The sequence below is a fragment of the Aeromonas sp. S41-2 genome (assembly GCF_027705845.1).
GTDB lineage: Bacteria > Pseudomonadota > Gammaproteobacteria > Enterobacterales > Aeromonadaceae > Aeromonas > Aeromonas hydrophila.
The window spans coordinates 560,728-587,535 of the sequence record NZ_JAPDCG010000001.1; the positions used below are offsets into that span (position 1 = coordinate 560,728).

The 26,808-nt window shown below is 61.0% G+C and carries 23 protein-coding genes; 10 read left to right on the plus strand and 13 right to left on the minus strand.

Annotated elements, in window-relative coordinates; genetic code table 11:
* Nucleotides 1–221: 221 nt before the first annotated feature.
* The 3 genes from aqpZ to OKC44_RS02545 all read right to left on the minus strand — a co-directional run bounded on the left by aqpZ (nt 222) and on the right by OKC44_RS02545 (nt 2,937).
* Entirely contained in the window at nt 222–908 is a 687-nt protein-coding gene (gene aqpZ, locus OKC44_RS02535) for an aquaporin Z (protein ID WP_270810856.1), read from the minus strand.
* A gap of 325 nt (nt 909–1,233) precedes the next feature.
* Nucleotides 1,234–1,755 (minus strand): crossover junction endodeoxyribonuclease RuvC, encoded by a 522-nt coding sequence (gene ruvC / locus OKC44_RS02540; protein ID WP_005298649.1) that lies wholly within the window; start codon nt 1,753–1,755, stop codon nt 1,234–1,236.
* Between the two features lie 273 nt (nt 1,756–2,028).
* Nucleotides 2,029–2,937 carry a Gfo/Idh/MocA family protein gene (locus OKC44_RS02545; RefSeq protein ID WP_270810858.1) on the minus strand — a complete coding sequence of 303 codons (909 nt, stop codon included), beginning with the start codon at nt 2,935–2,937 and terminating at the stop codon, nt 2,029–2,031.
* A gap of 187 nt (nt 2,938–3,124) precedes the next feature.
* Here OKC44_RS02545 and OKC44_RS02550 point away from each other — a divergent pair, with 187 nt between their 5' ends.
* Entirely contained in the window at nt 3,125–3,658 is a 534-nt protein-coding gene (locus OKC44_RS02550) for a DinB family protein (RefSeq protein WP_270810860.1), read from the plus strand.
* Nucleotides 3,655–4,089 carry a hypothetical protein gene (locus OKC44_RS02555; RefSeq protein WP_270810861.1) on the plus strand — a complete coding sequence of 145 codons (435 nt, stop codon included), beginning with the start codon at nt 3,655–3,657 and terminating at the stop codon, nt 4,087–4,089. The genes OKC44_RS02550 and OKC44_RS02555 overlap by 4 nt, the downstream gene beginning before the upstream one ends.
* A 54-nt stretch (nt 4,090–4,143) precedes the next feature.
* Here the strand turns inward: OKC44_RS02555 and OKC44_RS02560 are convergent, their stop codons facing one another.
* A complete protein-coding gene (locus tag OKC44_RS02560; protein WP_270810863.1) occupies nt 4,144–4,626 on the minus strand; it encodes a hypothetical protein in 483 nt (160 codons plus the stop codon).
* Nucleotides 4,623–4,964: a DUF805 domain-containing protein gene (locus OKC44_RS02565; RefSeq protein WP_029303648.1), complete on the minus strand. Its 342-nt coding sequence runs from the start codon at nt 4,962–4,964 to the stop codon at nt 4,623–4,625. Before OKC44_RS02565 ends, OKC44_RS02560 begins: the two co-directional genes overlap by 4 nt.
* 191 nt (nt 4,965–5,155) lie before the next feature.
* Between OKC44_RS02565 and OKC44_RS02570 the strand changes: the two genes are divergently transcribed.
* The gene (locus tag OKC44_RS02570; RefSeq protein WP_270810868.1) at nt 5,156–6,196 is read left to right on the plus strand and encodes a helix-turn-helix transcriptional regulator; all 1,041 of its coding nucleotides are present in this window, start codon (nt 5,156–5,158) and stop codon (nt 6,194–6,196) included.
* 1 nt (nt 6,197) lies between these two features.
* Here OKC44_RS02570 and OKC44_RS02575 read toward each other — a convergent pair whose 3' ends face one another.
* A complete protein-coding gene (locus OKC44_RS02575) occupies nt 6,198–6,425 on the minus strand; it encodes a hypothetical protein (protein ID WP_270810871.1) in 228 nt (75 codons plus the stop codon).
* Between the two features lie 398 nt (nt 6,426–6,823).
* Between OKC44_RS02575 and OKC44_RS02580 the strand changes: the two genes are divergently transcribed.
* Nucleotides 6,824–8,221, plus strand: a complete 1,398-nt coding sequence (locus tag OKC44_RS02580; protein ID WP_270810873.1) for a hypothetical protein — start codon at nt 6,824–6,826, stop codon at nt 8,219–8,221.
* A gap of 54 nt (nt 8,222–8,275) precedes the next feature.
* Here the strand turns inward: OKC44_RS02580 and OKC44_RS02585 are convergent, their stop codons facing one another.
* The 4 genes from OKC44_RS02585 to OKC44_RS02600 all read right to left on the minus strand — a co-directional run bounded on the left by OKC44_RS02585 (nt 8,276) and on the right by OKC44_RS02600 (nt 15,443).
* On the minus strand, nt 8,276–10,675 hold the full coding sequence (locus tag OKC44_RS02585) for a YgiQ family radical SAM protein (RefSeq protein ID WP_270810876.1): 2,400 nt from the start codon (nt 10,673–10,675) through the stop codon (nt 8,276–8,278).
* A gap of 137 nt (nt 10,676–10,812) precedes the next feature.
* The gene (locus tag OKC44_RS02590) at nt 10,813–11,181 is read right to left on the minus strand and encodes a hypothetical protein (RefSeq protein WP_011705202.1); all 369 of its coding nucleotides are present in this window, start codon (nt 11,179–11,181) and stop codon (nt 10,813–10,815) included.
* Nucleotides 11,182–11,274: 93 nt separating this feature from the next.
* Complete coding sequence (locus tag OKC44_RS02595) at nt 11,275–14,394, minus strand: efflux RND transporter permease subunit (protein WP_270810877.1); 3,120 nt, start codon at nt 14,392–14,394, stop codon at nt 11,275–11,277.
* Complete coding sequence (locus OKC44_RS02600; protein ID WP_164470736.1) at nt 14,394–15,443, minus strand: efflux RND transporter periplasmic adaptor subunit; 1,050 nt, start codon at nt 15,441–15,443, stop codon at nt 14,394–14,396. The genes OKC44_RS02595 and OKC44_RS02600 overlap by 1 nt, the downstream gene beginning before the upstream one ends.
* Before the next feature lie 208 nt (nt 15,444–15,651).
* Here OKC44_RS02600 and OKC44_RS02605 point away from each other — a divergent pair, with 208 nt between their 5' ends.
* Nucleotides 15,652–17,205, plus strand: coding sequence for a sensor domain-containing diguanylate cyclase (locus OKC44_RS02605; protein WP_270810880.1), 1,554 nt, complete (start codon nt 15,652–15,654; stop codon nt 17,203–17,205).
* A gap of 33 nt (nt 17,206–17,238) precedes the next feature.
* Entirely contained in the window at nt 17,239–18,105 is an 867-nt protein-coding gene (locus tag OKC44_RS02610) for a patatin-like phospholipase family protein (RefSeq protein WP_011705198.1), read from the plus strand.
* 94 nt (nt 18,106–18,199) lie between these two features.
* Here the strand turns inward: OKC44_RS02610 and OKC44_RS02615 are convergent, their stop codons facing one another.
* Nucleotides 18,200–19,561, minus strand: coding sequence for a sodium-dependent transporter (locus tag OKC44_RS02615; RefSeq protein WP_011705197.1), 1,362 nt, complete (start codon nt 19,559–19,561; stop codon nt 18,200–18,202).
* 205 nt (nt 19,562–19,766) lie between these two features.
* On the minus strand, nt 19,767–20,033 hold the full coding sequence (locus tag OKC44_RS02620) for a helix-turn-helix domain-containing protein (RefSeq protein WP_005298604.1): 267 nt from the start codon (nt 20,031–20,033) through the stop codon (nt 19,767–19,769).
* A 258-nt stretch (nt 20,034–20,291) separates the two neighbouring features.
* Here OKC44_RS02620 and OKC44_RS02625 point away from each other — a divergent pair, with 258 nt between their 5' ends.
* The 4 genes from OKC44_RS02625 to OKC44_RS02640 all read left to right on the plus strand — a co-directional run bounded on the left by OKC44_RS02625 (nt 20,292) and on the right by OKC44_RS02640 (nt 24,931).
* On the plus strand, nt 20,292–20,888 hold the full coding sequence (locus tag OKC44_RS02625; RefSeq protein ID WP_073349322.1) for a hypothetical protein: 597 nt from the start codon (nt 20,292–20,294) through the stop codon (nt 20,886–20,888).
* A 308-nt stretch (nt 20,889–21,196) separates the two neighbouring features.
* Nucleotides 21,197–22,231: an OmpA family protein gene (locus OKC44_RS02630; RefSeq protein ID WP_011705194.1), complete on the plus strand. Its 1,035-nt coding sequence runs from the start codon at nt 21,197–21,199 to the stop codon at nt 22,229–22,231.
* A gap of 431 nt (nt 22,232–22,662) precedes the next feature.
* Nucleotides 22,663–23,664 (plus strand): porin OmpA, encoded by a 1,002-nt coding sequence (gene ompA, locus OKC44_RS02635; protein WP_016349943.1) that lies wholly within the window; start codon nt 22,663–22,665, stop codon nt 23,662–23,664.
* Between the two features lie 211 nt (nt 23,665–23,875).
* Complete coding sequence (locus tag OKC44_RS02640; protein WP_011705192.1) at nt 23,876–24,931, plus strand: OmpA family protein; 1,056 nt, start codon at nt 23,876–23,878, stop codon at nt 24,929–24,931.
* Nucleotides 24,932–25,071: 140 nt separating this feature from the next.
* Here OKC44_RS02640 and OKC44_RS02645 read toward each other — a convergent pair whose 3' ends face one another.
* On the minus strand, nt 25,072–26,766 hold the full coding sequence (locus OKC44_RS02645; RefSeq protein ID WP_011705191.1) for an NAD-dependent malic enzyme: 1,695 nt from the start codon (nt 26,764–26,766) through the stop codon (nt 25,072–25,074).
* Nucleotides 26,767–26,808 lie beyond the last annotated feature (42 nt).

Sequence of the window (26,808 nt, forward strand, 5' to 3'; positions counted from 1 at the left end):
TCCAATATGGCCGAAACCCGCACCTATGCCTATGTGTGGAGCGGGTACAGCTGCTGCGCCAGCGCTACAAGGACATGCTGAGCGCCAAGGGGTTGTAGCCCCTCCCCTCTTGCCGGCGACCAAGCAACCCTGCGGGCCCTTGTGGCCCGTTTTCGTGCCCGCCAGAAACAAAAAAACACGCCCGGGGGCGTGTCGATACCACACTTTGTTGCCCTGACGGATCAGGCTTTGGTCGCGATCACGCGATAGGCCAATGCACCCAGAATGGCACCGACGATGGGCGCAACCCAGAACAGCCACAGCTGGCCCAGAGCCCAGTCCCCTACGAAGAAGGCCACGCCCGTGCTGCGCGCCGGGTTGACCGAGGTGTTGGTCACCGGAATGCTGATGAGGTGAATGAGGGTCAGGCACAGGCCGATGGCGATGGGGGCAAAACCGGCCGGGGCCCGGCTGTCGGTGGCGCCCATGATGACGAACAGGAAGAAACCGGTCATCACCACTTCACACACCAGCGCTGCCAGCATGCTGTAGCCGCCCGGGGAGTGCTCGCCATAGCCGTTGGAGGCAAAGCCCGCCGCCAGATCGAAACCGGCCTGACCGCTGGCAATCACATAGAGCACCGCCGCTGCCGCAATCCCGCCCAATACCTGAGCGACCATGTAGGGCAGCACGCCGGAGGCCGGGAAACGACCGCCGGCCCAGAGCCCGATGGTCACGGCCGGGTTCAGGTGACAGCCAGAGATATTGCCGATGGCGTAAGCCATGGTCAGCACGGTCAGACCGAACGCCAGCGCCACACCGAGCAGGCCGATGCCGACGTTCGGAAAGGCGGCGGCCAGCACGGCGCTGCCGCAGCCCCCCAGCACCAGCCAGAAGGTGCCCATGAATTCAGCTGCAAAAGGTTTCACTTCTCAACTCTCCCAATGATGGATGAAGCGGGAGCCAGCGGCTCACCGGGCCGCACCACGCGGCCGGCGCACATTATGGGAGTCCCGATCGGGCAAGCGAAGGGAAGCGATGAAGGCCGAAAAACGTGACTTGAGTCACAAGTTGTTGATTAACTGAGAAGATTGTCGTTAGTGCCCGGGCGGGCTGCGCCTTGCGGCAGGCAGGCAGTGCGACAGCTTGTGACTCTGTTGAGGCTTTTGCCGACAGCCGCCGCAACCAGAGGGGCAACCAACCGGCACAGGGCCGCTTGCCTGAGATTGCCGGTATCACACCGGCAATATCGGCTCAGCGGTAACGACCGCGCACCGATCCCGTGCTGCGCCCGGCCATCTTGATCAGGATCTGGCGGGTATGGAAGTGGCAGAGCGCCACCCCGAGGGCATCCGCCGCATCCGCCTGGGGAGTGGCCGAGAGCTTGAGCAGGTGAGTCACCATGTGCTGCACCTGCTCCTTGGCGGCGCCACCGGTGCCCACCACCGCCTGCTTGATCTGGGTGGCCGAGTATTCGCTCACCGGCAGCAGGGCATTGACCGCCGCCACGATGGCACTGCCGCGAGCCTGACCCAGCTTCAAAGCCGAATCGGCATTGCGCGCCATAAAGACCCGCTCGATGGCGAACTCGTCCGGCTTGAACTGGGTGATGATCTCGCTCACCCCGTCATAGACCTGCTTGAGGCGCGACGGCAGCTCGCCCAAGTCGGTGCGGATGCAGCCCGAGCCCAGGTACTCCGCCTTGCCCGCCACGATGCGAATGACCCCGTAACCTGTGATGCGTGAGCCCGGGTCTATCCCCAAAATGATGCTCATGGACGGGCCACCCTGGCCATCATGGCGGGGATCCGCTCCCATTTGGCAAGGGCAGCCAGCCGGCCACCCCGTTTCAATAGCTGGTTCATCACACTCTGTCGCTCTGCTGGCAGTTCATGGCCGCCAAGATAGCAAACAAGCGCCCGCTTGGCTTGCGCGGCAGCGCCCCCGCCAATCAACTGCGCAGGGATGCGCCATCTCATACAGTGGTCAGGCGATTTTTTCGCCCGCCGCCCCGCCCATGGCCCGAACAAACCGGCGCGGTGCTCACCCTCACTCCCCCGCCAGAGCCACCAGTCGCTCTGCCAGCCGGTGGCCGTGCAGGTAACTCTCAATCAGCGCACCGTCGGCCCGCCCCGCCTCAATCTGCTGATACCAGTGGGCCAGCATGGCGGCAAAGCCCCGTTGGGTAAGCACCGACTGCCAGTCGTCCGGCACCAGGGTCTGCACGGTTTTATCGCGGGCCAGGGTGCCCCGGGTGCAGTTCTCAAGGTGCAGGGAGAGGTTGTCGCCATAGGCGTCGATACGCTCCTCTGTGATACCGGCGCTGCGGTTCATGCTGCCGCTCACCGCCACCTGCCCGCTCTGCCAGGCCACGCTCACCCCGGCCAGCAGCGTCGGCTGGCGGGCACAGCGCCGCAGCACCGCATGCAGATCCCCATCAGGCACGCCGCCATAGAAGCAGAGGCTGTCGAGCACATGGATGAAATCGTCGAACAAAAATGCGCGCGGTGCCCCCGGCAGGGCGTGACGGTGCTTTTGCCAGTTGAGCTCGGTAAGCAGCTGGCCGCGGGCTGCGCTCATGGCGGGCAGATAGCGGCGATTGAAGCCGACAAACAGCGGACGGTTCTGCGCCAGGGCCAGGTTGGCGAGCTCCTCTACCCCGGCAAGAGTGTCGCAGAGCGGCTTGTCGACAAAGGTGGGGATGCCGGCGCACAGGCACTGGGCGGCCAGCTCAAGGTGCACCGCGGTGGCGGCGTGGATCATCACCGCATCGGGGCGGCTTGCCAGCAGGTCGCCCAGCTCGGTGAAACACTCGGCGATCCGGTACTGGCGAGCCAGCTTATCCAATACTGCTGGATTGCGGGTACAGAGCAGCGGGGTAACTCGCTCGTCGCTGGCAAGCAGCGGCAGATAGGCTTTCTGGGCGATATCACCAAGACCTACGAGGGCAATGCGCATGGGGACTCCTTGTGGCGGCGGGTTATGGGCGCCGTTTTATCCGGCAACGGCTGACAGGGTAGCATCCTCGCCGACCCGGACACAGCCGGTGGCTGGCCTCCCCCCGCCCTCTGCCCGGGGAGTGTCATTTTTGGCTCCATCTGGCTAAGATGCCCGCTTTTGGACATAAGACGCGCCAAGGAGTGCCATGCCAAGCTCAACCCTGCTCTCGCTGTTTCGCTACAAGGCCTGGGCCGATGGCGAACTGCTCGATGCCCTCGCCACCCTGGATGCCGCGCAATATGGCGAGGCTCACCACACGGCCCTGCGCATCTTCAACCATATCCATGTGGTCGATGCCATCTTCAAGGCCAATCTGCTGGGGGAACGGCACGGCTTCAGTGCCACCAATACCCCGGAGACGCCGACCCTGGCGGCGCTGCGCAGCGCCATCGGCAAGCTGGATGTCTGGTATCTGAAGTACGTTGCCGGCCTGAGCCAGGCAGATGGCGAGGCTGTGCTCTCGTTCAACTTCGTGGATGGCGACCAGGGGCAGATGAGCCGCGCCGAGATGCTGCTGCACCTGGTGACCCACGGCGGCTATCACAGGGGGGCCATCGGGCGCATTCTGGTGCAGTGCGGCATCACGCCGCCGCGCGATACCCTGACCACCTTTTTGCATCGCAGCGAACCCGGGCGGCGGGGCGATGTTCCCCTGACAGATCGCGAGGCCCGCCCATGAAACGCGCCTGTCTGCGGCTCACGCCGTTGCTGCTGATCTGGCTGCTAAGCGGCTGCGCCGCCGCCATCGATCACTACTCGGGGCGCTTTCGCAACACCCTGGCAGCGGGGGAGACCCGCGCAACCATTCGTGCCGAACTGGGCGAGCCCCAGCTCTGCCAGCAGGCCGCCTTTCTGACCGAGGATAAGGTGCAGGGCTGCGATCGCTTTACCGTACTCGGCAAGATCCACAAGCGCGCTGACGGCAATGGCCAGGCCACGGCGAGCGCCGTGACTATGGGGCTGGGGGAGCTGATCCTGATACCCATGACGGTGGCCGGCGTGGCGGCGGATTATACCCAGCGCCACACCCTCACCGTCTATTACGACCGGGACGATCACTATCTGTTTCACACCCTGCTCAATGCCAAGGGGCAGGAAGTGTGGCAGTAGGCGCACCAGCCAGTGGGCCTTCTTTGGCCGGCGCATCCTCCCGACTAGGGGGCCTCATTGACAGCGCAGCGCCGGTTTGTCTTCCAGCAGCCAGGCTATCCAGCGCCGCCGCGAGTTCAGCACAAACCCTTCGTCTGCCGCGATCCCGCTGACGATAAAGGCATCGGCCGCCGGGTCAGCCGGCTCGCGGGAGAAGGTGAAGTCGCTGCTGTTCACCAGCTCCCCCTTGCTGAGCGCCGCATCGAGCCGCGGCGTCATGACGACGATGGCCAGCCCTGCGGCAGAGTCGATGCCAAGGCCGCTGCTCGCCAGCTTGCCGACCGCCACCGGCACCCGGATGGCGCAGTGACGCCCCTCGGCATCCGTGGTGGTATAGGTTCCCTCCCCCACCCGTCCTTGCATCCACAGCAGCTCGCCACGGGTCAGGCTGTCGACCTGCAGCAGGCCCAGCGCCCCCTTGGGAAAATCGTGGGGATTGTCGAGGGCAGCCACCGTCAGCGAGCAGCACAACATAAACAATCCGAGTGCGTGTCTCATGCCGATGCCTCCTTGCCAACATGGGTTGCCCCGCTTTGCTGCGCCAGCAAATAGATGAGCAGCAAGGGCCCCACGGCCGGCACCAGAAACACCCAGCCCCACCAACCGGAGCGACCGGTGTCGTGCAAGCGACGCACGATAAGTGCAATCAGGGGCACGCTGCTCACCAGGCCGTAGCTCAGATCCAGCCAGCCCAGATTGGCAAGCAGCACGTCCAGCCAGATGCAGATCAGGGTGACCAGCAGATGGCCCAACATGAACCACCCACATTCGGCCCGGGTGGCGCGACCCGAAAAATCCAGGGCGCGTTGCCACGCCAGCCAATAGAAAGAGAAAATGGATACCTGCCTTTTATGGTGATTGAGAGCCCTTATCATGGGGAGCAAAGCCCCTCCAGGCGTCCTCAAACCGGTTTCAGGTCGTCCTCGAACCGCGCCTGCGCCATCATGGGCTTCATTCACCTGACCCAAGCCGTTATGCTGGCATGCCGCCGCCGGTCAACGGCCTATCTTTGCACACGGGATATATGATGCTGGCCATACCCATACCCTTTATCGTCTCCTTGCTGCTGGCTCTGCTGGCCGCCGTGCTGCTGGCGCGCCTTGGCCGGGCGGCCAGAACGACCGCCCTCTTTTTGCTGCTGTGCGCCATCACCACCGGCGTGGTGGGGCTGCGCTGGACCTTCGATCTGGCGCTGCTCAGTCTCGCGCAGCCGATCCTCGCCTCGCTTATCCCGGTGGCCGCCTGGCATATCTTCAGCCGGGCCAAGACGCCAGGGGCCCGCGTCTCCTGGCTGCACGGCGTCGGCCCTGCGCTGGTTGCCCTCGGCATGCTGACCCACAACTGGTTGCCACTGCCGCTGGATGGCCTGCTGACCGCCATCTATCTCTGCTACGGCATCGCGTTGGTGCGTTTTTCCGATAAGACGCAACTACTGCTTTATGTCTCGTTCAATGAGTGGGAGGGGGTCAAACGGGCGGAACATATCGCAGGCTGGATGCTGCTGTTTTCGGCGGCCATCGATGCCGCCGTCTCCCTCGACTTCGCCTTCAACCAAGGCCAGCTGGCGCCCTATATCCTGTCGCTGGGTCACCTGATGCTGGTGCCCATGCTGGCGGCGGCCGTGGTGATGGTAGGGGTCAATACCCCTGACGCAGAAGAGGAGGAGATGCCAGCCTCCGAACCCGAGCCTGCGGAGAAAGCGCCGCTGCTGAACGAAGATCGCGCCCGGGAGATAGTGGCCCTGCTGGATAACCTGATGAAGGAGAAAGCCTGCTATCTGGATCCTGAGCTGACCCTGGCCCGCCTCTCACGCAAACTGGGCATTCCCGCCAAGCAGATCTCCAGTGCCGTCAATCTGGTGCGCCAGCAGAGCATCCCCAGGGTCATCAACGAATATCGGATTGCCCATGCCAGGCAGGCTCTGCTTAACACGGATGAGAGCATCATCCAGATCTTGATGAACGCCGGTTTTCAGACCAAATCCAACTTCAATCGCGAGTTTCAGCGCATCACCGGTCTGACTCCCAGCCAGTTCAGAGCAACCCGCGACCTGTCGGCTGCCTCCTGAATCAGTCGCCGGCGCTCGTCTGCTCCCGGCGATCCAGCCACTTGCCTATCCTGGCCCCCAGCTCGGCGCAGAGCAGCGCCGTCACGGCGGCCCAGAGCATCTGGCTGCCATCAAAACCCGCCTGCTTTTCAAAGAAAAAAGGCACCAGCAGATTGAAGCCGATAATCCCGAGCAGCAGCCCAAGGCCGCTGCCCACCTTCTCTCTTCTGGATCTCGCTTTCACCGCCATCTATTGCTCCTGTGCAAGGGAGCTGGCCATTCAGCCCCCCCTTATCCATAGGCCGAACAAGATAGCAAAGCCGCACCAGCTTGCCCGCCTTTATCGCACCTGCTTAAGCGCTTTGATGACGCAGTTCAAAAAACGATGATTTCCTGATGGTTACCTCCGCTTTGTGCTCGCTGGCCCAGCTTCGTTTGGCTTACTATGGCCATCCAAAACCTGCTGAACTGCGATGGGTTGCTATCTCCGCGGATCAATGATGCATATTGGAAGTATTTAATCACGAGCGGTAGTGTGTTTTTGTAGATACTGCTGGGCTTTAGAAGTCCAACATCTGCGATGTGAAAGGGTGAATGCCCCTGTTTTTCCTTATTATTTTTTGCTGCTGGTGTTTTCAGAATGATCGAGTGGTTGGTATTTATATGACAATAGGTAGTCAGATTGAACTGCTTCGTACTGGTGATTTGGTTCTACATTGTGTCCAGGTAGAAGTGTTTCAACAAATGGATAATGGTCTAAAGATGTCGGGGCACGGCACGATTAAAATAAACAGTGTCGGAACGATCTACATGGAGTTTATTTGTACTACCAGTGAACGCGTACCAGATGCTTTTTTTAATGAGCAACTGCCTAAAGACCCATTAAATGATGAGCAGACTTTATATCTTCGCGCTCAAACAATAGATGGATGTATATATCTGTCAGATGGATTTTCCATTCAAATAAATTTTAATTCATCATGCCCACCAGCTCATTACTATATATTTCTATCATCTATTCTCTCTTACTCAACAACTGAACAACATGAGTCAGCAGATAATGGCTACTTGTACTTTGAATTTTCAGAAAACTTCAATATACCAGCAAATAAATCTAATTCTGTGGTGTCTAGTCTAGGTAGTGAATCACACAGTTGGAACCAGACAGTACTAGATATGGAAGGTTACTCAATATCGATGGTTAAAAAGTCGGGTTATACAGAAGTATGTATTACCGGGTCTTTTGAACCTGAAGTACTACTGTTATGTTTGAAATTCTATATCGGGTTTTCTAGCGCATCCATGCCTCAGTTTGTTTATGTACTAAAGCGCATGGGAACAAGTCAACAAGAAACCATTTCCAGTATAAATAAAGCCCAAACGCGCCAACGGGCATCTAGCCCAATGGTAGCGAATGTTGCTGGTGAAAATTATAGAAACTCTCTTTATCACTACAAGCTGCTAGAAGGAATCATAGCCCTATATAAAAATAACCCCAAGCACTTTGAAAGTATCTACTCACAGTGGGAGAGGGTATGGTTCTCATTTCAATCGAAAAATAGCATTATGATGCTGACTTTGTCGGTAGCTATCGAAGGTCTTTTAAATGACATCTATATTCCAGCATTCAAACTTAATGATAAAAATACAGGGCTAAATTGTGAAATAGAAAAAGTAAAGCAGCAAATTAATACCCTCCATTTAACCGAAGACCAACGCAGCAGACTTCTGAGCAGTGTTAGCTACTGGGAAAACATTACAGCAGCTAAAGCTTTAGGTAAATTAATTGAAAAAGGAGTGATTGCGAACTCTGATAAAAAATTGTGGCAAGAACTTCGTAATGCCAGTGCTCATCCCAAGGTTAAAGAAACCAATCTAGCCAACGAAAGATTAGAACATGAAAAAGTATCCTCATGTTTGAATCTATTCCAAAAACTAGTTTTGAACACATTAACATTCTCTGGGCCTATTATTGTCTTACAAGCAGGTAAAGAGCCTGCCTGTATAAAACTGATACATACTGAAGTATTAAAAAAATACAACTAAAAAAAGCGACCATCCGGTCGCCTTTTTATTTTAATCACTTTCCAATCAGGAATTTCACCGAGCCGGTCGCTTGGCTGCCCCGCCTTTAGCGGCAGGCTTACCACCCTGAGCGGCCGGTTTGGCTGTGCCAGCACGGCTGGGAGCCTTGCCATTCTGAGCAGGTTTACTCTGCCCTGCGGGCTTGCCCTGACCTGCGCCTTGGGCTGAGGGTTTGCCGCTAGCGCCAGCCCCTTTACCAAACTGGCTACCGACCGGTTTGCCATTGCCCGCCTTGCCGCCCTGTGCCGCGCCTTTACCGGCAGCAGAAGCTCCCTTACCGCCAGCCGCCTTGTTGCCCACCCCATTGCCACGCTGGTGAACTATGTTGCTGTGGCGGGTCAGGGCAGGTTTCAGGCCCTTGCTGCGGCTGCGCTCGGCCTTGGCTTCGCCACGGCCTTCCGGCGGCACCAGGCAGTCGGGGCCGTTGCCGATCAGGTGGCCCTTGCCCATCTCCAGCAGGGCTTCGCGGATCATCGGCCAGCCGGCCGGATCGTGATAGCGCAGCAGCGCCTTGTGCAGGCGACGGCGACGCTCCCCTTTCACCACGAACACGTCCCCGCCCTGGCGGCTCACCTTGTTGAGCGGGTTTTTCTCGGTGTAATACATGGTGGTGGCGTTGGCGAGCGGCGACGGGTAGAAGTTCTGCACCTGATCGAGCTTGAAGCGGTTGGACTTGATCCAGAGCGCCATGTTCACCATGTCTTCATCCGTGGTGCCCGGGTGGGCCGAGATGAAGTAGGGGATCAGGTACTGCTGCTTGCCCGCCTCTTTGGAATACTTGTCAAACAGCTCCTTGAAGCTGTAGTAGCTGCCCATGCCCGGCTTCATCATCTTGGAGAGCGGGCCCTCCTCGGTGTGTTCCGGCGCGATCTTGAGGTAGCCGCCGACGTGGTACTTGGCCAGTTCCTTGATGTAGCGCGGATCTTCCACCGCGATGTCGTAACGCACGCCAGAGGCGATCAGGATCTTCTTGATGCCCTTGAGGTCGCGCGCCTTGCGATAGAGGTTGATGGTCGGGCTGTGGTCGGTGTCCATGTGCGGGCAGATGGTCGGCCAGACGCAGGAGGCGCGCCGACAGGTCTGCTCGGCCTTGGGGCTCTTGCAGCGCAGCTTGTACATGTTGGCGGTGGGGCCGCCCAGATCCGAGATAACGCCGGTAAAGCCCGGCACCTTGTCGCGGATCTCTTCGATTTCTTTCAAGATCGACTCTTCCGAGCGGCTCTGGATGATGCGTCCCTCGTGCTCGGTGATGGAGCAGAAGGAGCAGCCGCCGAAGCAGCCGCGCATGATGTTGACCGAGGTCTTGATCATGTCGTAAGCCGGGATCTTCTCGTTGCCATAGGCCGGGTGCGGCACTCGCTGGTACGGCAGGCCGAACACCCCGTCCATCTCGTCGGTTTCGAGCGGGAAGGCGGGCGGGTTGACCCAGATGATGCGATCGCCGTGGGCCTGCGACAGGGCGCGGGCGCAGCCCGGGTTGGTCTCGTGGTGCAGGATGCGCGAGGCATGGGCGTAGAGCACCTTGTCTTCCTTCACCCGCTCGAATGCCGGCAGCTTGACGTAGGTTTGCTCCCACGGCTTTTGCTTAGGGGGTTGTACCAGGATGGGCTTGGCCTCCTGCTCCACCGGCGCAGTGCCCTCGTCATCGGAGCAGGGGGCCCCTTCCATATAGGGGTTGGGGATGGGATCGATGCGGCCAATCTGGTCGAGCTTGCTCGAATCCACCCCGCGCCAGCCCGGCAGCGGCTCCTTGCGGATCACCGCAGTGCCGCGAATGTCCTGCATGGTGTCGATGGTCTCACCGCCTGCGATGCGGTGAGCCACCTCGATCAACGGCCGCTCGGCGTTGCCGTAGATGAGGATGTCGGCCTTGGCGTCGATCAGGATGGAGCGACGGATGGTCTCGGACCAGTAGTCGTAGTGGGCGATGCGGCGCAGGGATGCCTCGATGCCACCGATGACCACCGGCACCTCTTTATAGGCCTCTTTGCAGCGCTGGGTGTAGACCAGGGTGGCGCGGTCCGGCCGCTTGCCGCCCACGTCCCCCGGGGTGTAGGCATCGTCGTGGCGCAGCTTCTTGTCAGCGGTGTAGCGGTTGATCATGGAGTCCATGTTGCCCGCGGTCACCCCGTAGAAGAGGTTCGGCTTGCCCAGGCGCATGAAGTCATCCTTCGATGACCAGTCCGGCTGGGCGATGATGCCGACCCGAAAACCCTGGGATTCGAGCATGCGGCCGATCACCGCCATGCCGAAGCTCGGGTGATCCACATAGGCGTCGCCTGTCACCAGCACGATGTCGCAGCTGTCCCAGCCGAGCTTGTCCATCTCCGCGCGGGACATGGGCAGGAAGGGCGCCGTGCCGTAGCACTCGGCCCAGTAACGGGGATAGGAGAAGAGGTTGGTAACCGGCTGCATTTTGACCACCTGGAACAATTCGGGTCGCGCATTATACCGGCAGAGCAAGGCGGGGGCGACGGCTTTTTGCCCCTACGATAGATGCGGAAAAGGCGAGCCAGCGGGGCTCGCCTGAAAAGTGCGGGTTGATTGTCGGCTCAGGCCAGGACGCGGGCCAGCACGATGCGGTTGTAGTGGCGCTGCAGCAGCTGATAACCACCCAGCAGGCACCAGACCAGGGCGGGCGCCAGGAACACCGGGTGGGTGGCCAGACGCAACATCAGCAGGCCCAGCAGGATCAGCGCGAACGGCCGACTCTCGTAGAGCCACAGCGGCCAGCCCTGCTTTCGCAGCTGCTGCTTGTCGGGCCGGCGATAGGCGCCGCGTCGAAACCAGGCCAGCGAACCGGCCAGATAGAATGCCAACCCGGCCAGCAACAGCCCCGGCTGATCGGCAATCCCCAACAACAGCAAACCGCTGCCCATATAGGCAAAGGGCAGCGGTTCATAAATTGCTGATGGCAACATAGCTCACCTCAACGTTAAACTGGCTATATATTAACCCGCTTACCCGAGGATGCCATCAGCTTGCAGTGCTTTTCACCTATATGGGTGTAGGCATCAGGCCGCCGGTTTGTCCTGCTGCGAGGCGGCCTCGCTGGCCGCCAGCGCCTCGTCCACCAGCTGATCCCGTGCCCCGGTCATGCCGGCCCGTTTGGCCAGCAGATGGTAGATGGCGGGCACCAGCAGCAGGGTCACCAGAGTCGCGAGCGATAACCCGAAGAAGACCACTGTCCCCACCGACATCCGGCTTTCATACCCCGCCCCCATGGAGAGCATCAGCGGCACGGCCCCGATGATGGCGGTGAGCGAGGTCATCAGGATCGGGCGCAGACGGCGCACCGAGCCGGCTATGATGGCCTCGTCGAACCCCTCGCCGCGCTGGCGCAACTGGTTGATGAACTCCACGATCAAGATGCCGTTCTTGGTCACCATGCCGATCAGCATGATCATGCCGATCTGGCTGTAGATGCTCATCTCCTGCCCCGTCAGCCAGAGGCCAAGCAGGCCGCCGAAGATGCCGAGCGGCACCGTCACCATCACCACCGCCGGGGTCAGCATGCTCTCGAACTGGGCCACCAGCACCAGATAGACCACCAGCAGGGCCAGAGCGAACACCATCACCATCTCGCCCTGGTTGTCGCGATAGTCCTTGGACTCGCCGGCATAATCCACCGTCATGCCGCTTGGCAGGTTGGCGCTGGCCCAGCCGTCGAGGTAATCCAGCGCCTCGCCCAGGGTGTGGCCCGGCGCCAGATCCGCGGTCAGGGTCACTGCCTTCTGACGCTGGTAGTGGTTGAGCCGCTGCGGGCTCGCCACCTGCTTGACGGTAGCCAGGGTCGAGAGGGTCACCATCTCGCCGTTGGCCGCCTTGAGGTAGATGCGGCTCAAGTCGGAGACGCCGTTGAAGTCGCGCTGGTTGGCGCGCAGGTAGACGTCGTACTCCTCCCCTCTGTCCACATAGGTGGTCTGGCTGATGCCGCCGAGCAGGGCCTGCAGGGAGCTCGCGACGGTGGAGACCGGGATGCCGAGCTGGTTGGCCCGATCCCGCTCTATGGTCACCTGCAGCTCCGGGGTCTTCTCGGCATAGTCGAGATCCGGCGTCTCCATCAAACCGCTCTGGGCTGCCGCCTCTTTCAGGGCCAGCCCCTGCTGATAGAGCTCGGCGTAATCGGAGCCCTGCAGTACAAACTGCACCGCCGCGGTGGAGCCACCGCGAAAGCCCGGCTGGAAGGTGCGGATCATCACGTCCGGAATGCCGGCCAGCCGCCCGCTCAGGGACTTGGCGAACTCGGTGGCGGTCTCATCCCGCTCGGCCCAGTCGGTGAGCTGGATGATGGCCATGCCGGTCTGATCGCCCCCGCGGCCGAAGGCCGGGGTGCTGAAGCTCATGGCCTGCACCACCCCCTTGCCGAGCAGCGGCATGATGGCCGCCTCCACCTGCTGCATGTTGCGCTTCATCCGCTCGATGCTGGTGCCCTCGGCCCCCTTGACGAACACGTAGAGCACGCCCCGATCCTCGGTCGGGGTCAGGCTGGTGGGCAGCTGGGCAAACAGGGCGCCGATGCCGCCAAGGCAGAGCACCAGCACCAGCGGGGTCCAGCGCGAGTGGTGCAGCATCCAGCCGAGCAGCTGGCGGTAGTGGGTCTCCACCCAGCCGAGGCCACGATCGAGCGCCGCCGTCAGCCGGTTGGGCCGATCCACCGAGCGCATCAGCCAGGAGCCCATGGCCGGGGTCAGGGTGAGCGCGATCAGTGACGAGAAGAGCACCGCCAGCGACAGCAGGATGGCGAATTCGGTAAAGAGCCGGCCCACCATGCCATCCATGAAGGCAATGGGCACGAACACCATCACCAGCACGGCAGTGGTGGCGATCACCGCAAAGCCCACCTCGCGGGTGCCGTGCCAGGCGGCCAGCAGGGGCGGTTCACCACGCTGCAGATGGTGGTGAATGTTCTCCACCACCACGATGGCGTCATCCACCACCAGGCCGATGGCGAGAATGAGCGCCAGCAAGGTGATGAGGTTGATGGAAAAGCCGAGATACCAGGCGCCGATAAAGGCGGAGATAAGGGAGACCGGCACAGTGATGGCCGGAATGAGGGTGGTGCGCCCCTGCCCCAGGAACAGGTAGAGCACGGCCACCACCAGCACGGCGCAGATGGCCAGGGTCTCGTACACCTCGTCGATGGCCTGCTTGATGAAGATGGTGGAGTCGTAATCGACCTCCAGGGTCGCCCCCTCCGGCAGGAAGCGCTGCATCTCGGCCATCTTCTTCTCGACCCCCTGCGCCACTGCCAGCGGGTTGGCGGTGGACTGGGCGACGATGCCTATCCCCAAGCTCTCGCGACCGTTGCGCTGGTAGGCGCTGTCTTCGTTCTTGGCCCCGACCTCCACATCGGCGATGTCGGCCAAATAGATGCTCTGGCCGTTGGTGGCAGTGCGCACCTGCAGCGCCTGGAAATCGGCGGCGGTGTGGTAGAGCCGGGCGATCTGCACCGCCATGGTCATGCTGTTGTTGCGGATCTCGCCGCCCGGCAGCTCGATGTTCTCGCGCTTGAGGGCGTCCTGCACATCCGCCACCGTGACGCCGCGCGCCGCCATGTCGGCTGGGCGCAGTCGCACGTACATCACCTGGGTCAGATCGCCGGAGAGCGACACCTCGCTCACCCCGTCCACCAGGCTCAGGGGATCAACCAGTACCCGGTTGGCGTAGTCGGTCATGGCGGTGCGGTCCATCTGGGTGCTGCTGAAGTTGAGCCAGACCGCCACGTCGCCGTTGCCGTTGTCCTTGGTGACCAGGGGTTCATCCACCTCGTCCGGCAGCTTGGGGCGGGCGCGGGAGATGGCGTCGCGCACATCGGAGATCCCCTCCACCATGTTCCAGCCGAGCTTGAACTCCACCGTGATGACAGAGCGCCCCTTGCGGGTCACCGAGTTGATGTTCTTGATGCCGCTGATGCCGGAGAGCTGATCCTCGATGGGCTTGGTGACCTGACTCTCCATGACGGCGGGAGCGGCCCCCTCGTACATGGTGGTGATGGAGACGGACGGAGTCTGCACGTCCGGCATCTCCCGCACCGTCAGCTTGGAAAACGCCACCAGACCGAACACGGTGAGCAGCGCGCTCAGCACCACCGCCACCAGCGGGCGGCGGACAGAAATATCGGAGAGCCACATCAGCCTTTGACCTCCGCCAGATCGTGCACGCTGACGCCATCACGCAGGTTGACCAGCCCCTCGACCACGATGCGATCGCCCACCTTGAGCCCTTCGGTCACCCACACCTCTTCGCCATGGGTATCCCCCAGCACCACCGGCACCCGCTTGACCTTGCCATTGGGTTCGAGACGATAGACGAAGCGCTGCTCGCCGGCATATTCCACCGACTGGGCCGGGATCAGGGTCATCTTCTGTGGCGGCAGGGAGAGCTCGACGTTGAGCAACATGCCGGGGCGCAGCTGGCCGTCAGGATTGGGGATGATCACCCGCGCCTTGATGTTCTGGGTATCGTTGGAGACGCGGCTGTCCAGCGTCTCCAGCACGCCGCGGAAAGATTGATCCGGCCAGGCCGAACTGGTCGCCGTCACCGCCATGCCGGGGCGCAGCAGCGAGAGGTAGCGCTCAGGCACCGCCAGATCGAGCCGCAGCCTGGCCAGCTCGTCCAGGTGGAGCAGGGTATCGCCGCTGTTGACCAGAGCCCCTTCGCTCAGATCGATGAGGCTGACCGAACCATCGAACGGCGCCAGCAGGGTGCGCAGGGAGAGCTCGTACTTGGCGGCATCGGCGCGGGCCTGAGCCTGGGCGACCGTGGCCTCCTGCCCCTCCAGCTCGGAGGTGGTGATGGCGCCACGCGCCACCAGCCGGCGCATGTCCCGCAGCTTGCGGCTCTCGTCGCGCACGCTGGCGCTCTGCTCGGCCAGCTCCGCCTGCTGCTTGCCGGCGTCGAGGGCGATCAGCACATCCCCCTGCTTGACCTGCTGGCCGGAGCGCACCGCAATCTTGACGATGCGGCCGGTCACCTCCGGGCTTATCACCACGGAGCGGTTGGCGGCCAGCTTGCTCACCAGCTTGATGGAGGGCTCGGCCAGGCTCTGGCTGACCGTCTGCGCCCTGATGTTGACCTGACGTGGCTGGGGTTTGCCGGCAGGGGCGGAGTGGCGGTAATACCAGCCGGCGGAAATCAGCAGAGAGAGGCAGGCAAGCACCAGCCATATACGCATTTTCATCAAGCAATCCATGAAATTAAGAGAAAAGAGGGCACTTCATCAATGATGGTCACCATGTTACCCCCTGACTATGCCGTGACTATGTATAAATGTGACAAAACGTAACAGAAACGGCGATATTTGATTGAAATAGCAGTAGCAGAAGACGGGCTTCACGATTGTGCCCTAAACTGATGCTCCGAACCTGTCCGGATCCCGCCTAACGCCTATGCCTGAACCCAGATCTCATTTTGTTACCTATCGTCTGCAATGGCTGCTCTGTGCCTTCGTTGCCCTGCTGCTGGCCATCACTCTCAAGCTAACCCTGACCCAGGTCACCGACCATTATCAGAGCGATACCCTCAGCACCGCTTCCCGTCTGAAATCCCAGTTTCAGCAGATGGAAACCTTTCTCGAGGCGATGCGCGGTCAGGCAGAGGAGCGGCTGCGCAGCAACCCGCAATCCGCCCTCACCCAGCAGCTCTATGGCGCCCTGCAGAAGAATGGCGACCAAGGCTTTGCGCTGGATAAGGTGCCCGCCAACCTGCCCAAAGGGCTGAGCGGCAACCTGACCGGACTGGGGCCGCTGCCGGCCCCCGGCAGCCAGCGCGCCGCCAGGTTGCACCTGGCGCTGAGCCTCTCCCCCCTGCTCTCCACCGCCAGCAAGCTGCTGGGGGACAAGGTCGGCTGGCTCTACTTCACCGGGGTCGATGACTTCGTCTATCTCTACCCCTGGGTTCCCGCCAGCCAGTTTCACTTTCGGCGCAACATCTATCTCAAGTCCTATTGGCAGGATGCCCTCAAGCAGAAGGAGAAGAGCCTGCACGCCACCGTCTCGCGCCCCTACGAGGACTTTGCCGGCGCGGGGCAGATGATCACCCTGTCACAGCCCATCGTGAAGGATCAGGTGCTGGTGGGCGTCATCAGCATCGACGTGCTGCTCTCCCGGCTGGAGCAGCTGCTGCGCGAATCCACTCCAGGTATCGGTACCCTGTTTCTGGTCAACCAGCATCAGCAGATCCTCGCCAGCAGCAATCAGGAGGTCGACTTCGTCCCAAAGCCGTCAACGGCTCGGGATGGCTACCACTGGCAGCAGGGGGCGTTTCAATTCCAATACGCCATTCCTGACACCGAGCTCACCCTGCTCCACCGCATCCCCCTGCCCTCCCTGCTGTGGGCCCTGCTCTGCCAGTCCGCCCCGACCCTGATCGCCCTGTTCTTCATGGCCTGGGCCGTACTCGCCAATCTCAAGTCCCGCCGCCTGAACCGGCAGCTGGACTATCTCTCTCGCCACGATGCCCTGACCGGCGCCTTCAACCGCCACTACTTCGACGAGTTCGAGCGCCGCCATCAGCAGCGCGGGGGCAGCATCGGGGTGATCATGTTCGACTGCGATCACTTCAAGCAGGTCAACGACCGTTTTGGCCACGAGGTGGGCGATCAGGTGCTGATCCAGCTGGTGCGCCTGTGCCAACAGCACCTACGGCGGGAAGACGCCCTGATCCGCTGGGGCGGCGAGGAGTTTCTGCTGCTGGCGGCCAAAGGGGGCGAACCACTCGACCAGCTGGCCGAGCAGCTGCGTCTGCGCATCGCCCGCCACCCCTGGCAGGAGCTGGCGCCGGCCCTGGCGGTGACCGTCAGCCTGGGTTACCACCACAGCACTACCGATACCCAGTTGCAGGAGGCCATTCGGCGGGCCGACGTGGCGCTCTACCAGGCCAAGGCCAACGGTCGCAATCGCAGCGAACGCTGGCAGGATGACGGCGCCGGCAACTGCGGGTAAGCTGGCTTTCTCACTCACTCCTGGAGAGACAAAGTGGCACGAAAACCCCGTGTGGGACTGGCTCTTGGCAGCGGCGCAGCCCGTGGATGGGCACACATCGGCATCATACGGGCGCTGGAGCGGCTCGGCGTCAAACCGGATCTGGTGGCGGGTTGCTCCATCGGCAGCTTTGTCGGCGCCGCCTATGCCGCCGGTGAACTGGACAAGCTGGAGAGCTGGGTACGCGGCTTCAGCCGCTTGCAGGTGGTCAGCCTGCTCGATCCTGCCCTCTCCGGCGGCCTGTTTCGCGGCGAGAAGGTGTTCGGCATCGCCGCCAACCACCTAGGCGATCCCGCCATAGAAACGCTGCCGCTGCCCTTTGCCTGCGTCGCCACCGAGCTCGATACCGGCCGCGAGATCTGGCTGCAGCAGGGGCCGCTGCGCCAGTGCGTGCGCGCCTCCTGCGGCATGCCCGGCATCCTGACCCCGACCCGGGTCGAAGATCGCTGGCTGGTGGACGGCGCCGTGGTCAACCCGGTGCCCATCTCGCTGGCCCGCGCCATGGGGGCCGAGGTGGTGATCGCCGTCAACCTCAACGCCGACATGCACCAGCCCTGGACTGACGAGCCGGATGAACCGAGCGGCGGCAACCGCTTCAGCCAGTGGTTCAACCGGGGCGACAGCCCCAACACGCCGGGCATGTGGAGCGTGATGACCGGCTCCATCAACATCATGCAGGAGCGCATCACCCGCGCCCGGATGGCAGGCGACCCGCCCGAGATCCAGCTCTGCCCGCGCCTTGGCAGCTTCTCCATCATGGATTTTCACCGCGCCAGCGACGCCATCAACGAGGGCGAGGCCTGCGTCGAGCGCAACCTCGACCAGCTCAAGGATGAGCTCGGCCGCCTCGGTGTGCTCTAGCGCGGTTCACCATCTGCAAGACGGGACATCCCCAATAAAAAGAGCGCCTTGCGGCGCTCTTTTGCTGTGGGAACGGTGAACCCAGCACGGCTGGCTAGAACAGCCCCAACCCTTTGAGCATCACGATCAGGATCAGCAGCGGCGACACGTAACGGATGATGAAGAACAGCGGCTTGAGGATCGCCAGCTCCAGCTCGCCGCCGTTGGTCAGCGCCTCCTTCATTCGCTCAAAGCCCCACACCCAGCCCACGAACAGGCAGAGGAAGATGCCGCCAAGAGGCATCAATACGTTGGAGGAGACGAAATCGAACAGGTCGAAGAAGGTCTTTCCGGCAATATGAACGTCCGCCAGCGAGCTGTTGGAGAGCGCGCAGGTCGACCCCACCGCCCCCAGCACCAGCAGGTTGAGCAGGGTCGCCTTGGGGCGGCTCATGCCAAATCGTTCTGACACCACCGAGACCGGCACTTCCAGAATCGAGAGCATGGCGCCGGTGGCGGCGATGGCGGAGAGCACGAAGAACAGCACCATGAACAGGTGGCCGAACGGAATGCTGGCGAAGACCGCCGGAATGGTGATGAACAGCAGGGAGGGACCGGCGGTGGGCTCAAAACCGAAGGCGAATACCGCCGGGAAGATAGCGATGCCGGCCAGCATGGAGACGAACAGGTCGGCGCACATCACCCGGAAAGTTGTTAGCGGGATGTTCTGATCATCCCGAAAGTAGCTGCCATAGGTCATCATGCAGCCCATGCCGATGGAGAGCTTGAAGAAGGCCAGCCCCATGGCGGTCAGCACTACCCCGGCCGTTATCTTGGAAAAATCCGGTGAGAACAGAAAATGCAGCCCCTGGCTCGCACCCGGCAGGGTCAGACTGCGGATGCCGATAACGAGCAGCAGGATGAAGAGTACCGGCATCAGCTTCTTGGTCACCGCCTCGATCCCCTTGGAGACCCCCATCAGCAGTATGCCGCCCATCAGGGCCAGCACCAGCCACTGCCAGAGCAGGCTCTGCAGCGGGTCGCTTATCAGCGCCCCGAAGGCCGCCCCGGTCACCTTGGGATCGGTCGACAGGATGGAGCCGTCAACGGCCTTGAAGATGTAGGCAAAGACCCAGGCCGCCACTTCGGAATAGAAAGACATGATAAGGAAGGCGGCCAATACACCCATGGCCGCAATCAACCACCAGGGCTGCCCCTTGGGAGCCAGCTTGCTGAGGGTGGTGACGGCATCGGACTTGCCTTTGCGCCCCAGCATGATCTCGGAGATCATCACCGGCAGGCCGACCAGCAGCGTCGCGATGACATAGACCAGCAGGAAACCGGCGCCGCCGTTTTCGCCCGTCAGGTAGGGAAACTTCCAGATATTTCCCAGCCCGACGGCTGAGCCCAGGGTGGCGGCAAGGACGCCGAATTTGCTGGTAAAGCCATCTCTGGCCTTGGGGGTGATTTGACTCATGCTTGTCTCACTGTGCGCATCATGCGAGGGATACCGCTAATTTTAGCGGTCAGAATTTTCTGAGGATTAATCCGGCTTGCCAAGGTATTTTCGTGAAAAGCCTTGGTGAGAGCACAATTAGCCAAATTTAATTAATTTCGTGGGTTATTTGATGGATAAAAAAATGCCGCCTCGATGGCGGCATTTTTGTCAAAGCTCAATCAAATCAAGCCTTGGCAATATCGTCCGGGCCGATCTGACCGATTTCGGCGACTTTTTTGTCAGCCAGCAGCCAGAGGGTGAACTTGTGCAGTTCCGGGTGATGAGCCAGGGCCACCAGGAAGGCGCCACCAACTTCACGATAACCCAGTTCGTAGTTCTTCAGGGTGGTCGGGGGAACGCCCAGCAGATCTGCAAACTTGGGACGGCTCAGGCCGACCGCTTCACGGATCTGACGGATCTTCTTGCCAACAGTTACGATATTTGAATTCATGTGTTCCATACTCCGTACGGCGGATTGACTCCACCTTTATTTTTCGCGACGACTCGTAGTCAAGTGTATCAGTTTTGAACGGACTCGTTATGGTCGAGCCTCTATCTTTAATCAGCGTCTTTCGACGACAACCCTTGCAAACATCGGGGATGGTAATCGCTCAACCGCCTCAGGTAAACAGTCTCGAAAAGAAACCTTTATTGTTGCCACAGGAATAACTCGTATAATTCGCCGGCTATCCCTTAAGAGTAAGAACTCATGGCGCTTCCCGGCATAATCTCCTGTTTACACCCTGTCACCACCTCCGCAGAACTCGCTCGTCAACTGCAGCAAGGCCAGCAGACTCGTACCGAGGCCTTCTGGTTGCCCGCCGCGCTGCACGATCAGGCGGCAGCAGTTTTGGCTGCGCTCGATGACAAGAGCAGCCTGTTTCTTGAGCGGCCCGCAACCGGGCTGCCAATGCGCAGTCACGATGGCGTCATGCAGGAAAATGGAACCCTGCTGCTTGGTAATGGTCTGCACCTGGCACTGGCCAAAGAGCCGGGCGATGGCGGCCTGGTCCCCGTCAACGGGCTGGCCGAGATGGCCAACTGGCTCGAAGCAGGCCACCTGCATTTCTGCTGTTCAGCTGCAGTACAGCCTGTGGCGCGGGCCATCCTCAACATCTGGCCGCTCGATCCCTACCTGGCCCGTCATTTTTTGTGCAGTTTTACACCCTTACTGTGCGAAGCAACCGAGGCCGATTACCTGGCCGTGTTCCAGGCGAGGGAATTTCCCGCCATGGCGCAATCTGACTGGGTTCAGGCCTATATGAAACTCGAGAAGAGACTGCACCGAGCCTATTTGGATCACTAATTAATTTGGATAAACAGCCAGTTATCCACACGACACAATTTGCCATATGGATTATGTGTGAGCTTGATCATGTTTTGAAATCGGCATAGAGTGCGCCACGTCATCGGAATGACATCGGCTGTTCGTGAAGGGTTGAAGGCATTGCTTACGCTGCCACCCGCTCGCTTGTGCACCAGGAATGTGTGCCTCCCGGATGGATCCGGGATCCCTGCCAGACTCAACGCTGTTGTTCGGCAGAGCCTGCAGCTTACATAAATTAAAAAGTGCGAAGCACGTGAACAACGTGCCATCTCAACGAGGATTTTTTTATGATGAAAATGGCTCCTTCCCTGATCGCCATCGCCATGGCTGCCATGGGTGCAACTGCAGCTCACGCCGCTGACGACATCTACTTCGGTGCCGGTGCCGGTGCTGCCCACTTCAACGGTCTGAACAAGATCGGTGGTGGCGGTTACGCTGGTACTGAAGACGCTGCTGCTGCCAACGCCTTCGTCGGTTACAACTTCACCGAAAACTTCGGTACCGAGTTCGGCTACCAGTACGCTGGCCGCGGCAACACCGACGGTCTGCGTTACGAGAACCAGGGCGCCACCCTGTCCGGTATCGCTCGTCTGCCGCTGGGCGGCGACTTCTCTGCTTTCGCTGAAGGCGGCGCCTACTGGGCTCACACCGACGGTCTGGGCACCAGCGACACCAAAGTATCCCCGCTGGCCGGCCTGGGCGTGACCTACAAGGTTAACGACGCGCTGGATCTGCAAGCTCGTTACCGCTACATGTGGGACGTGGCTGACCTGCACGCAGGCGATGCCCCGGACGACGTACGCTACAAGTCCAACCAGAGCGTTGCGACCCTGGAAGCCGTATACCACCCGTTCCGCACTTCCTACGTAGCCCCGGCTCCGGCCCCGGTTGTTGAAGAAGCTCCGGCTCCGGCTCCGCAGGTTGTCGAGAAGAACTTCGCCCTGAACTCCGACGTGCTGTTTGCCTTTGGCAAAGACAGCCTGAAGCCGGAAGGCGTTGCTGCCCTGAACGGTCTGTACCAGCAAATCGTTGAATTCCAGCCGAAAGATGGCAACGCTGTTGTCGTTGGTTACACCGACCGCATCGGTTCCGACGCTTACAACCAGAAGCTGTCCGAAGCCCGCGCTCGCACTGTTGCCAACTTCCTGGTCAGCAAAGGCATGGCCGCCAGCAAGGTTGCTGTTGAAGGTCGTGGCGAAGCCAACCCAGTCACCGGCACCAAGTGCAACGGCGTGAAAGCCAAAGCTCAGCTGATCTCCTGCCTGGCTCCGGACCGTCGCGTTGAAGTTCGCGTATCCGGCGTACAAGAAGTTCAGAAGTAATCTGACTCCGTTCAGATGATGCGAAAAGGGGATGCCACGGCATCCCCTTTTGTTTGTCTCCCCGCCACCAACTGACCAAAAACACAGCAAGGCGCGTCACTTTCTGTCAAATCGTTTCCCTCCGCCAGTTTTCTAGCACCCAGTGCAGAGCCGCGCCAGCGCTGGATATCTGTACAGAAACTTGATCAACGCGAGTCAAAAGAATACAGTAATCCCGCTTGTAAGGCATTGGATGAACTATTAAAAGTGCTTCCGGCCCGGTTAGTTGTCCATGGAGCCAAGGCTTCGTGAGTATCCAGGAACCATCTCTTTTTTCATTCAGGCCAACCGTGGTTCACCATGGCGGTCGCAGCTGAATTGTCACTTGTGACCGGTATAACTGAAGAGTGCGCAGTACGCCCTAGCACGGCAAACTCAACGAGGATAAAACGATGAAAATGAAAATGGCACCCGCCCTGATTGCTCTGGCCATTGCGGCCATGGGGACTTCCACCGCTCAGGCTGCCAACGACTGGTACACAGGTATCGGTGCTGGTTGGGCTTATGGCCACGACCTGAACGACTTTGGCAAAGATGCCGACAAGGATGCCACCGCGCTCTCCCTGTTTGGCGGCTACAACTTCAACGATAACTTCGGCGCCGAGCTGGGTTATCTCTACGCCGGCAAGGGTGGCGTCGATGGCGTTGACTTCAAGACCCAGGGCGCAACCCTGTCCGGTCTGGCTCGTCTGCCGCTCGGCGACATCTTCTCCGTGTTTGCAGAAGGCGGCGCCTACTTCAACCACGTCAACGGCAACGGCAGCAGCGACAACGGCACCGCGCCGCTGGCCGGTCTGGGCGTCACCGCCAAGCTCTCTGACCTGATCGATCTGCAAGCCCGTTACCGCTACATGTGGAACCTGGGTGACGAGCAGAAAACCTGGGAAACCAACATGAGTGTGGCCACCCTGGAACTGGTGATGCACCCGAACCGCTCCACTTACGTGGCACCGGTAGCGGCCCCGGCCCCCGAGCCGGTCCCTGAGCCGGTCGTGGTCGACAAGAACTTCGCCCTGAGTTCAGACGTGCTGTTTGCCTTCGGCAAATCCACCCTGAAACCGGAAGGCGTTGCCGCCCTGAACACCCTGTATCAACAGATCGTCGACGTACAGCCGAAAGATGGCAGCGCCGTAGTCGTTGGTTACACCGACCGCATCGGCTCCGACGCCTACAACCTGAAGCTGTCTGAAGCCCGTGCCCGCACCGTGGCCGACTTCCTGGTCGGCAAGGGTCTGCCCGCCGGCAAGGTAGCCATCGAAGGTCGTGGCGAAGCCAACCCGGTCACCGGCACCCAGTGCAACGGCATCAAGGCCAAGGCCCAGCTGATCGCCTGCCTGGCCCCGGATCGTCGCGTAGAAGTGCGCGTCACCGGCGTACAGCAAGTCACCCAGTAAGTCACCTTGGTGACCGAAAAGGAGGCCATCCGGCCTCCTTTTTTATTGCCTGGTGCTCACCCTGAGTACCTCGGCTGACCAGCAGATCCCCGCTCATTGCCATCCTCGATACCACCTAAGTGGTTAAAAACCCTGCATCGCCTATAAATAGTGGTGGTTGTACACAACAGGGCTTGCGCCCTACTACACCAGACATCGACGAGGATACGCGATGAACATAAGAGTAAAACCTGTTTGGATTGCATTGGCACTGGCAGCCACGGGCGCACAGGCGGCGCCGGACAACGACTGGTACGCCGGGGTGGGAGGTGGCTGGGCCATCGCTCACGATCTGGGTGACTTTGGCAAGGATGCGAGCAAGGACGCCACCGCGCTCTCCCTGTTCGGCGGCTACAACTTCACCGAGAATCTGGGGGCTGAGCTCGGCTACCTGTCGACCGGTGACTGGGACGTGCAGGGCAACGACTTCAGCAGCCAGGGCGCCACCCTGTCGGTGATTGGTCGGCTGCCGCTGGGGGATATCTTCTCGGTGTTCGCCGAGGGCGGCGGTTATGTCTACCACGTCAAGTCCATCAACGGCGGCGACAACAACCTGGCACCGCTGGCAGGGCTCGGCCTCACCGCCAAGCTGCACGACTGGGTCGACATCCAGGCCCGCTACCGCTACATGGTCCGGGTCGGCGACGATCCCGACAATGACAAGGTGGGCAGCGGTACCCAACGCTGGGTCAGTGACATCAGCACCGCCACCCTGGAGCTGGTGATCCACCCCAACCGCAGCAAACCGGTCGAACCGGCCCCCGCCCCCATGGTCGTTCCCCCGCCACCGCCCGCTCCCGAGCCGGTGGATCAGACCTTCAACCTGAGTTCGGACGTGCTGTTTGCGTTCGGCAAGGCGGAGCTGAAACCGGAGGGGATGCAGGCGCTGGAGTCGCTCTATCAGCAGATAGCCGACGTCAAGCCCAAGGATGGCAACGCCGTGGTGATGGGCTACACCGACCGCATCGGGTCGGATGCCAACAACCAGGCGCTGTCGGAGGCCCGCGCCAGCACGGTCGCCAACTTCCTGATCGGCAAGGGGCTGCCCGCCGACAAGGTGAGCATCCAGGGCAATGGCGAGAGCAACCCGGTCACCGGCAGCCAGTGTGATGCCATCAAGGCCAGGGCCGCCCTCATCGACTGCCTGGCACCGGATCGCCGGGTGGAAGTCAGGGTCACCGGCACTCAGGGTGCCCCTGAAGCAGCCGCCGCCCCAGCCGAGCAGTAATTCCAGCTACGAAGAGAGCACAGCGCCAGACGTGTGAAGAGGTGCAGATAACAACAGGTGGTGAGCAAGCCCACCCACAACGCGATGCACAAAAAAGGGATGCCGAAGCATCCCTTTTGCTTTGCGCCTTCCCGCAGAAATCAGAAGGAGGTACGGCGATAGCGACGATACTCGGGGCGCCAGAAGTTGGCCTCGATGGATTGATCGATCACCTCGTCCGGGGTCTGTACCGCCTTGCCCTGCAGCATGGCGGTCTTGGCCACCATCTTGGCGATGTAGCGGGAGACCTGGTGAATGTCCGCCAGATCCGGCAGCAAGGAGCCCTCCTCCCCCTTCACCAGCGGCGAGCACTCCGCCAGTGCGCGGCTGGCCGACATCAGCATGGCGTCGGTCACCCGGGTGGCACCGGCGGCGATCACGCCAAGGCCGATCCCCGGGAAGATGAAGGAGTTGTTGCACTGGGCGATGACGTAGCGCTTGCCCTTGTACTCCACCGGTGCAAACGGGCTGCCGGTGGCCACCAGCGCCTGACCGTCGGTCCAGCGGATGAGGTCTGCCGGGGTTGCCTCCACCCGGGAGGTGGGGTTGGAGAGCGGGAAGATGATGGGGCGGGCACAGTGCTTGTGCATGGTCTTGACCACCTCTTCGGTGAACAGCCCCGGCTGGCCGGAGACCCCGATCAGGATGTCCGGGCGACCGTGTTCCATCACCTCCAGCAGGGAGATGTTGTCCCCCACCGGCCAGTCGGCGATACGCTCCACCGGCTGGGAGAGGCGGCGCTGGAAGTCGAGCTGGTTGGGGATCTTGTCGGTGATGAGGCCAAACCGGTCCACCATGAAGACCCGGCTGCGAGCCTGGGCATCGGTCAGCCCCTCGGCTTTCATCTGCGCCACGATCTGCTCGGCGATGCCGCAACCGGCGCTGCCCGCGCCGAGGAAGGCGACCCGCTTCTCGGAGAGCTTGGCGCCGGAGGCCTTGCAAGCGGCGATGAGGCTGCCGAGGGTCACGGCGGCGGTGCCCTGAATGTCGTCGTTGAAGCAGCAGAGCTCGTTCTTGTAGCGATTGAGCAGCGGCATGGCGTTGTTCTGGGCGAAGTCCTCGAACTGCAGCAGGATGTCGGGCCAGCGGCGTTTGACCGCCTGAATGAAGGCGTCGACGAACTCGGCATACTCTTCGCCGGAGATGCGCGGATTGCGCCAGCCCATGTAGAAGGGGTCATTCAGCAACTGCTGGTTGTTGGTACCCACGTCCAGCACCACCGGCAGGCAGTAGGCCGGCGAGATACCGCCACAGGCGGTGTAGAGCGACAGCTTGCCGATGGGAATGCCCATGCCGCCGATGCCCTGATCGCCGAGGCCTAGGATCCGCTCACCGTCGGTGACCACGATCACCTTGACGTTCTGCTTGGTGGCGTTCTGCAGCATGTCATCGATCCTGTCCTTGTCCGGATAGGAGATGAACAGGCCACGGGCGCGACGATAGATGTTGGAGAACTCCTCGCACGCCTTGCCGACGGTCGGGGTGTAGATGACCGGCAGCATCTCGGTCAAGTGGTTGGTCAGCAGCCGGTAGAACAGCGTCTCGTTGGTGTCCTGGATGTTGCGCAAATAGATGTGCTTGTCCATGTCGTTGCCGAACGCCATGAACTGACGGTAGGCCCGCTCGGCCTGCTCTTCGATGGTCTCGATATTCTGGGGCAGCAGACCTTCGAGGTTGAAGTTGCTGCGCTCTTCGCTGGTGAAGGCACTGCCCTTGTTGAGCAGCGGGGTCTCCAGCAGGGCCGGACCGGCATAGGGGATGTAGAGGGGACGTTTCTGGTTATTATCTTCAAACATGGATCGGGTACCTAAACGATGACCTGGACGAAGGAGTCCGCC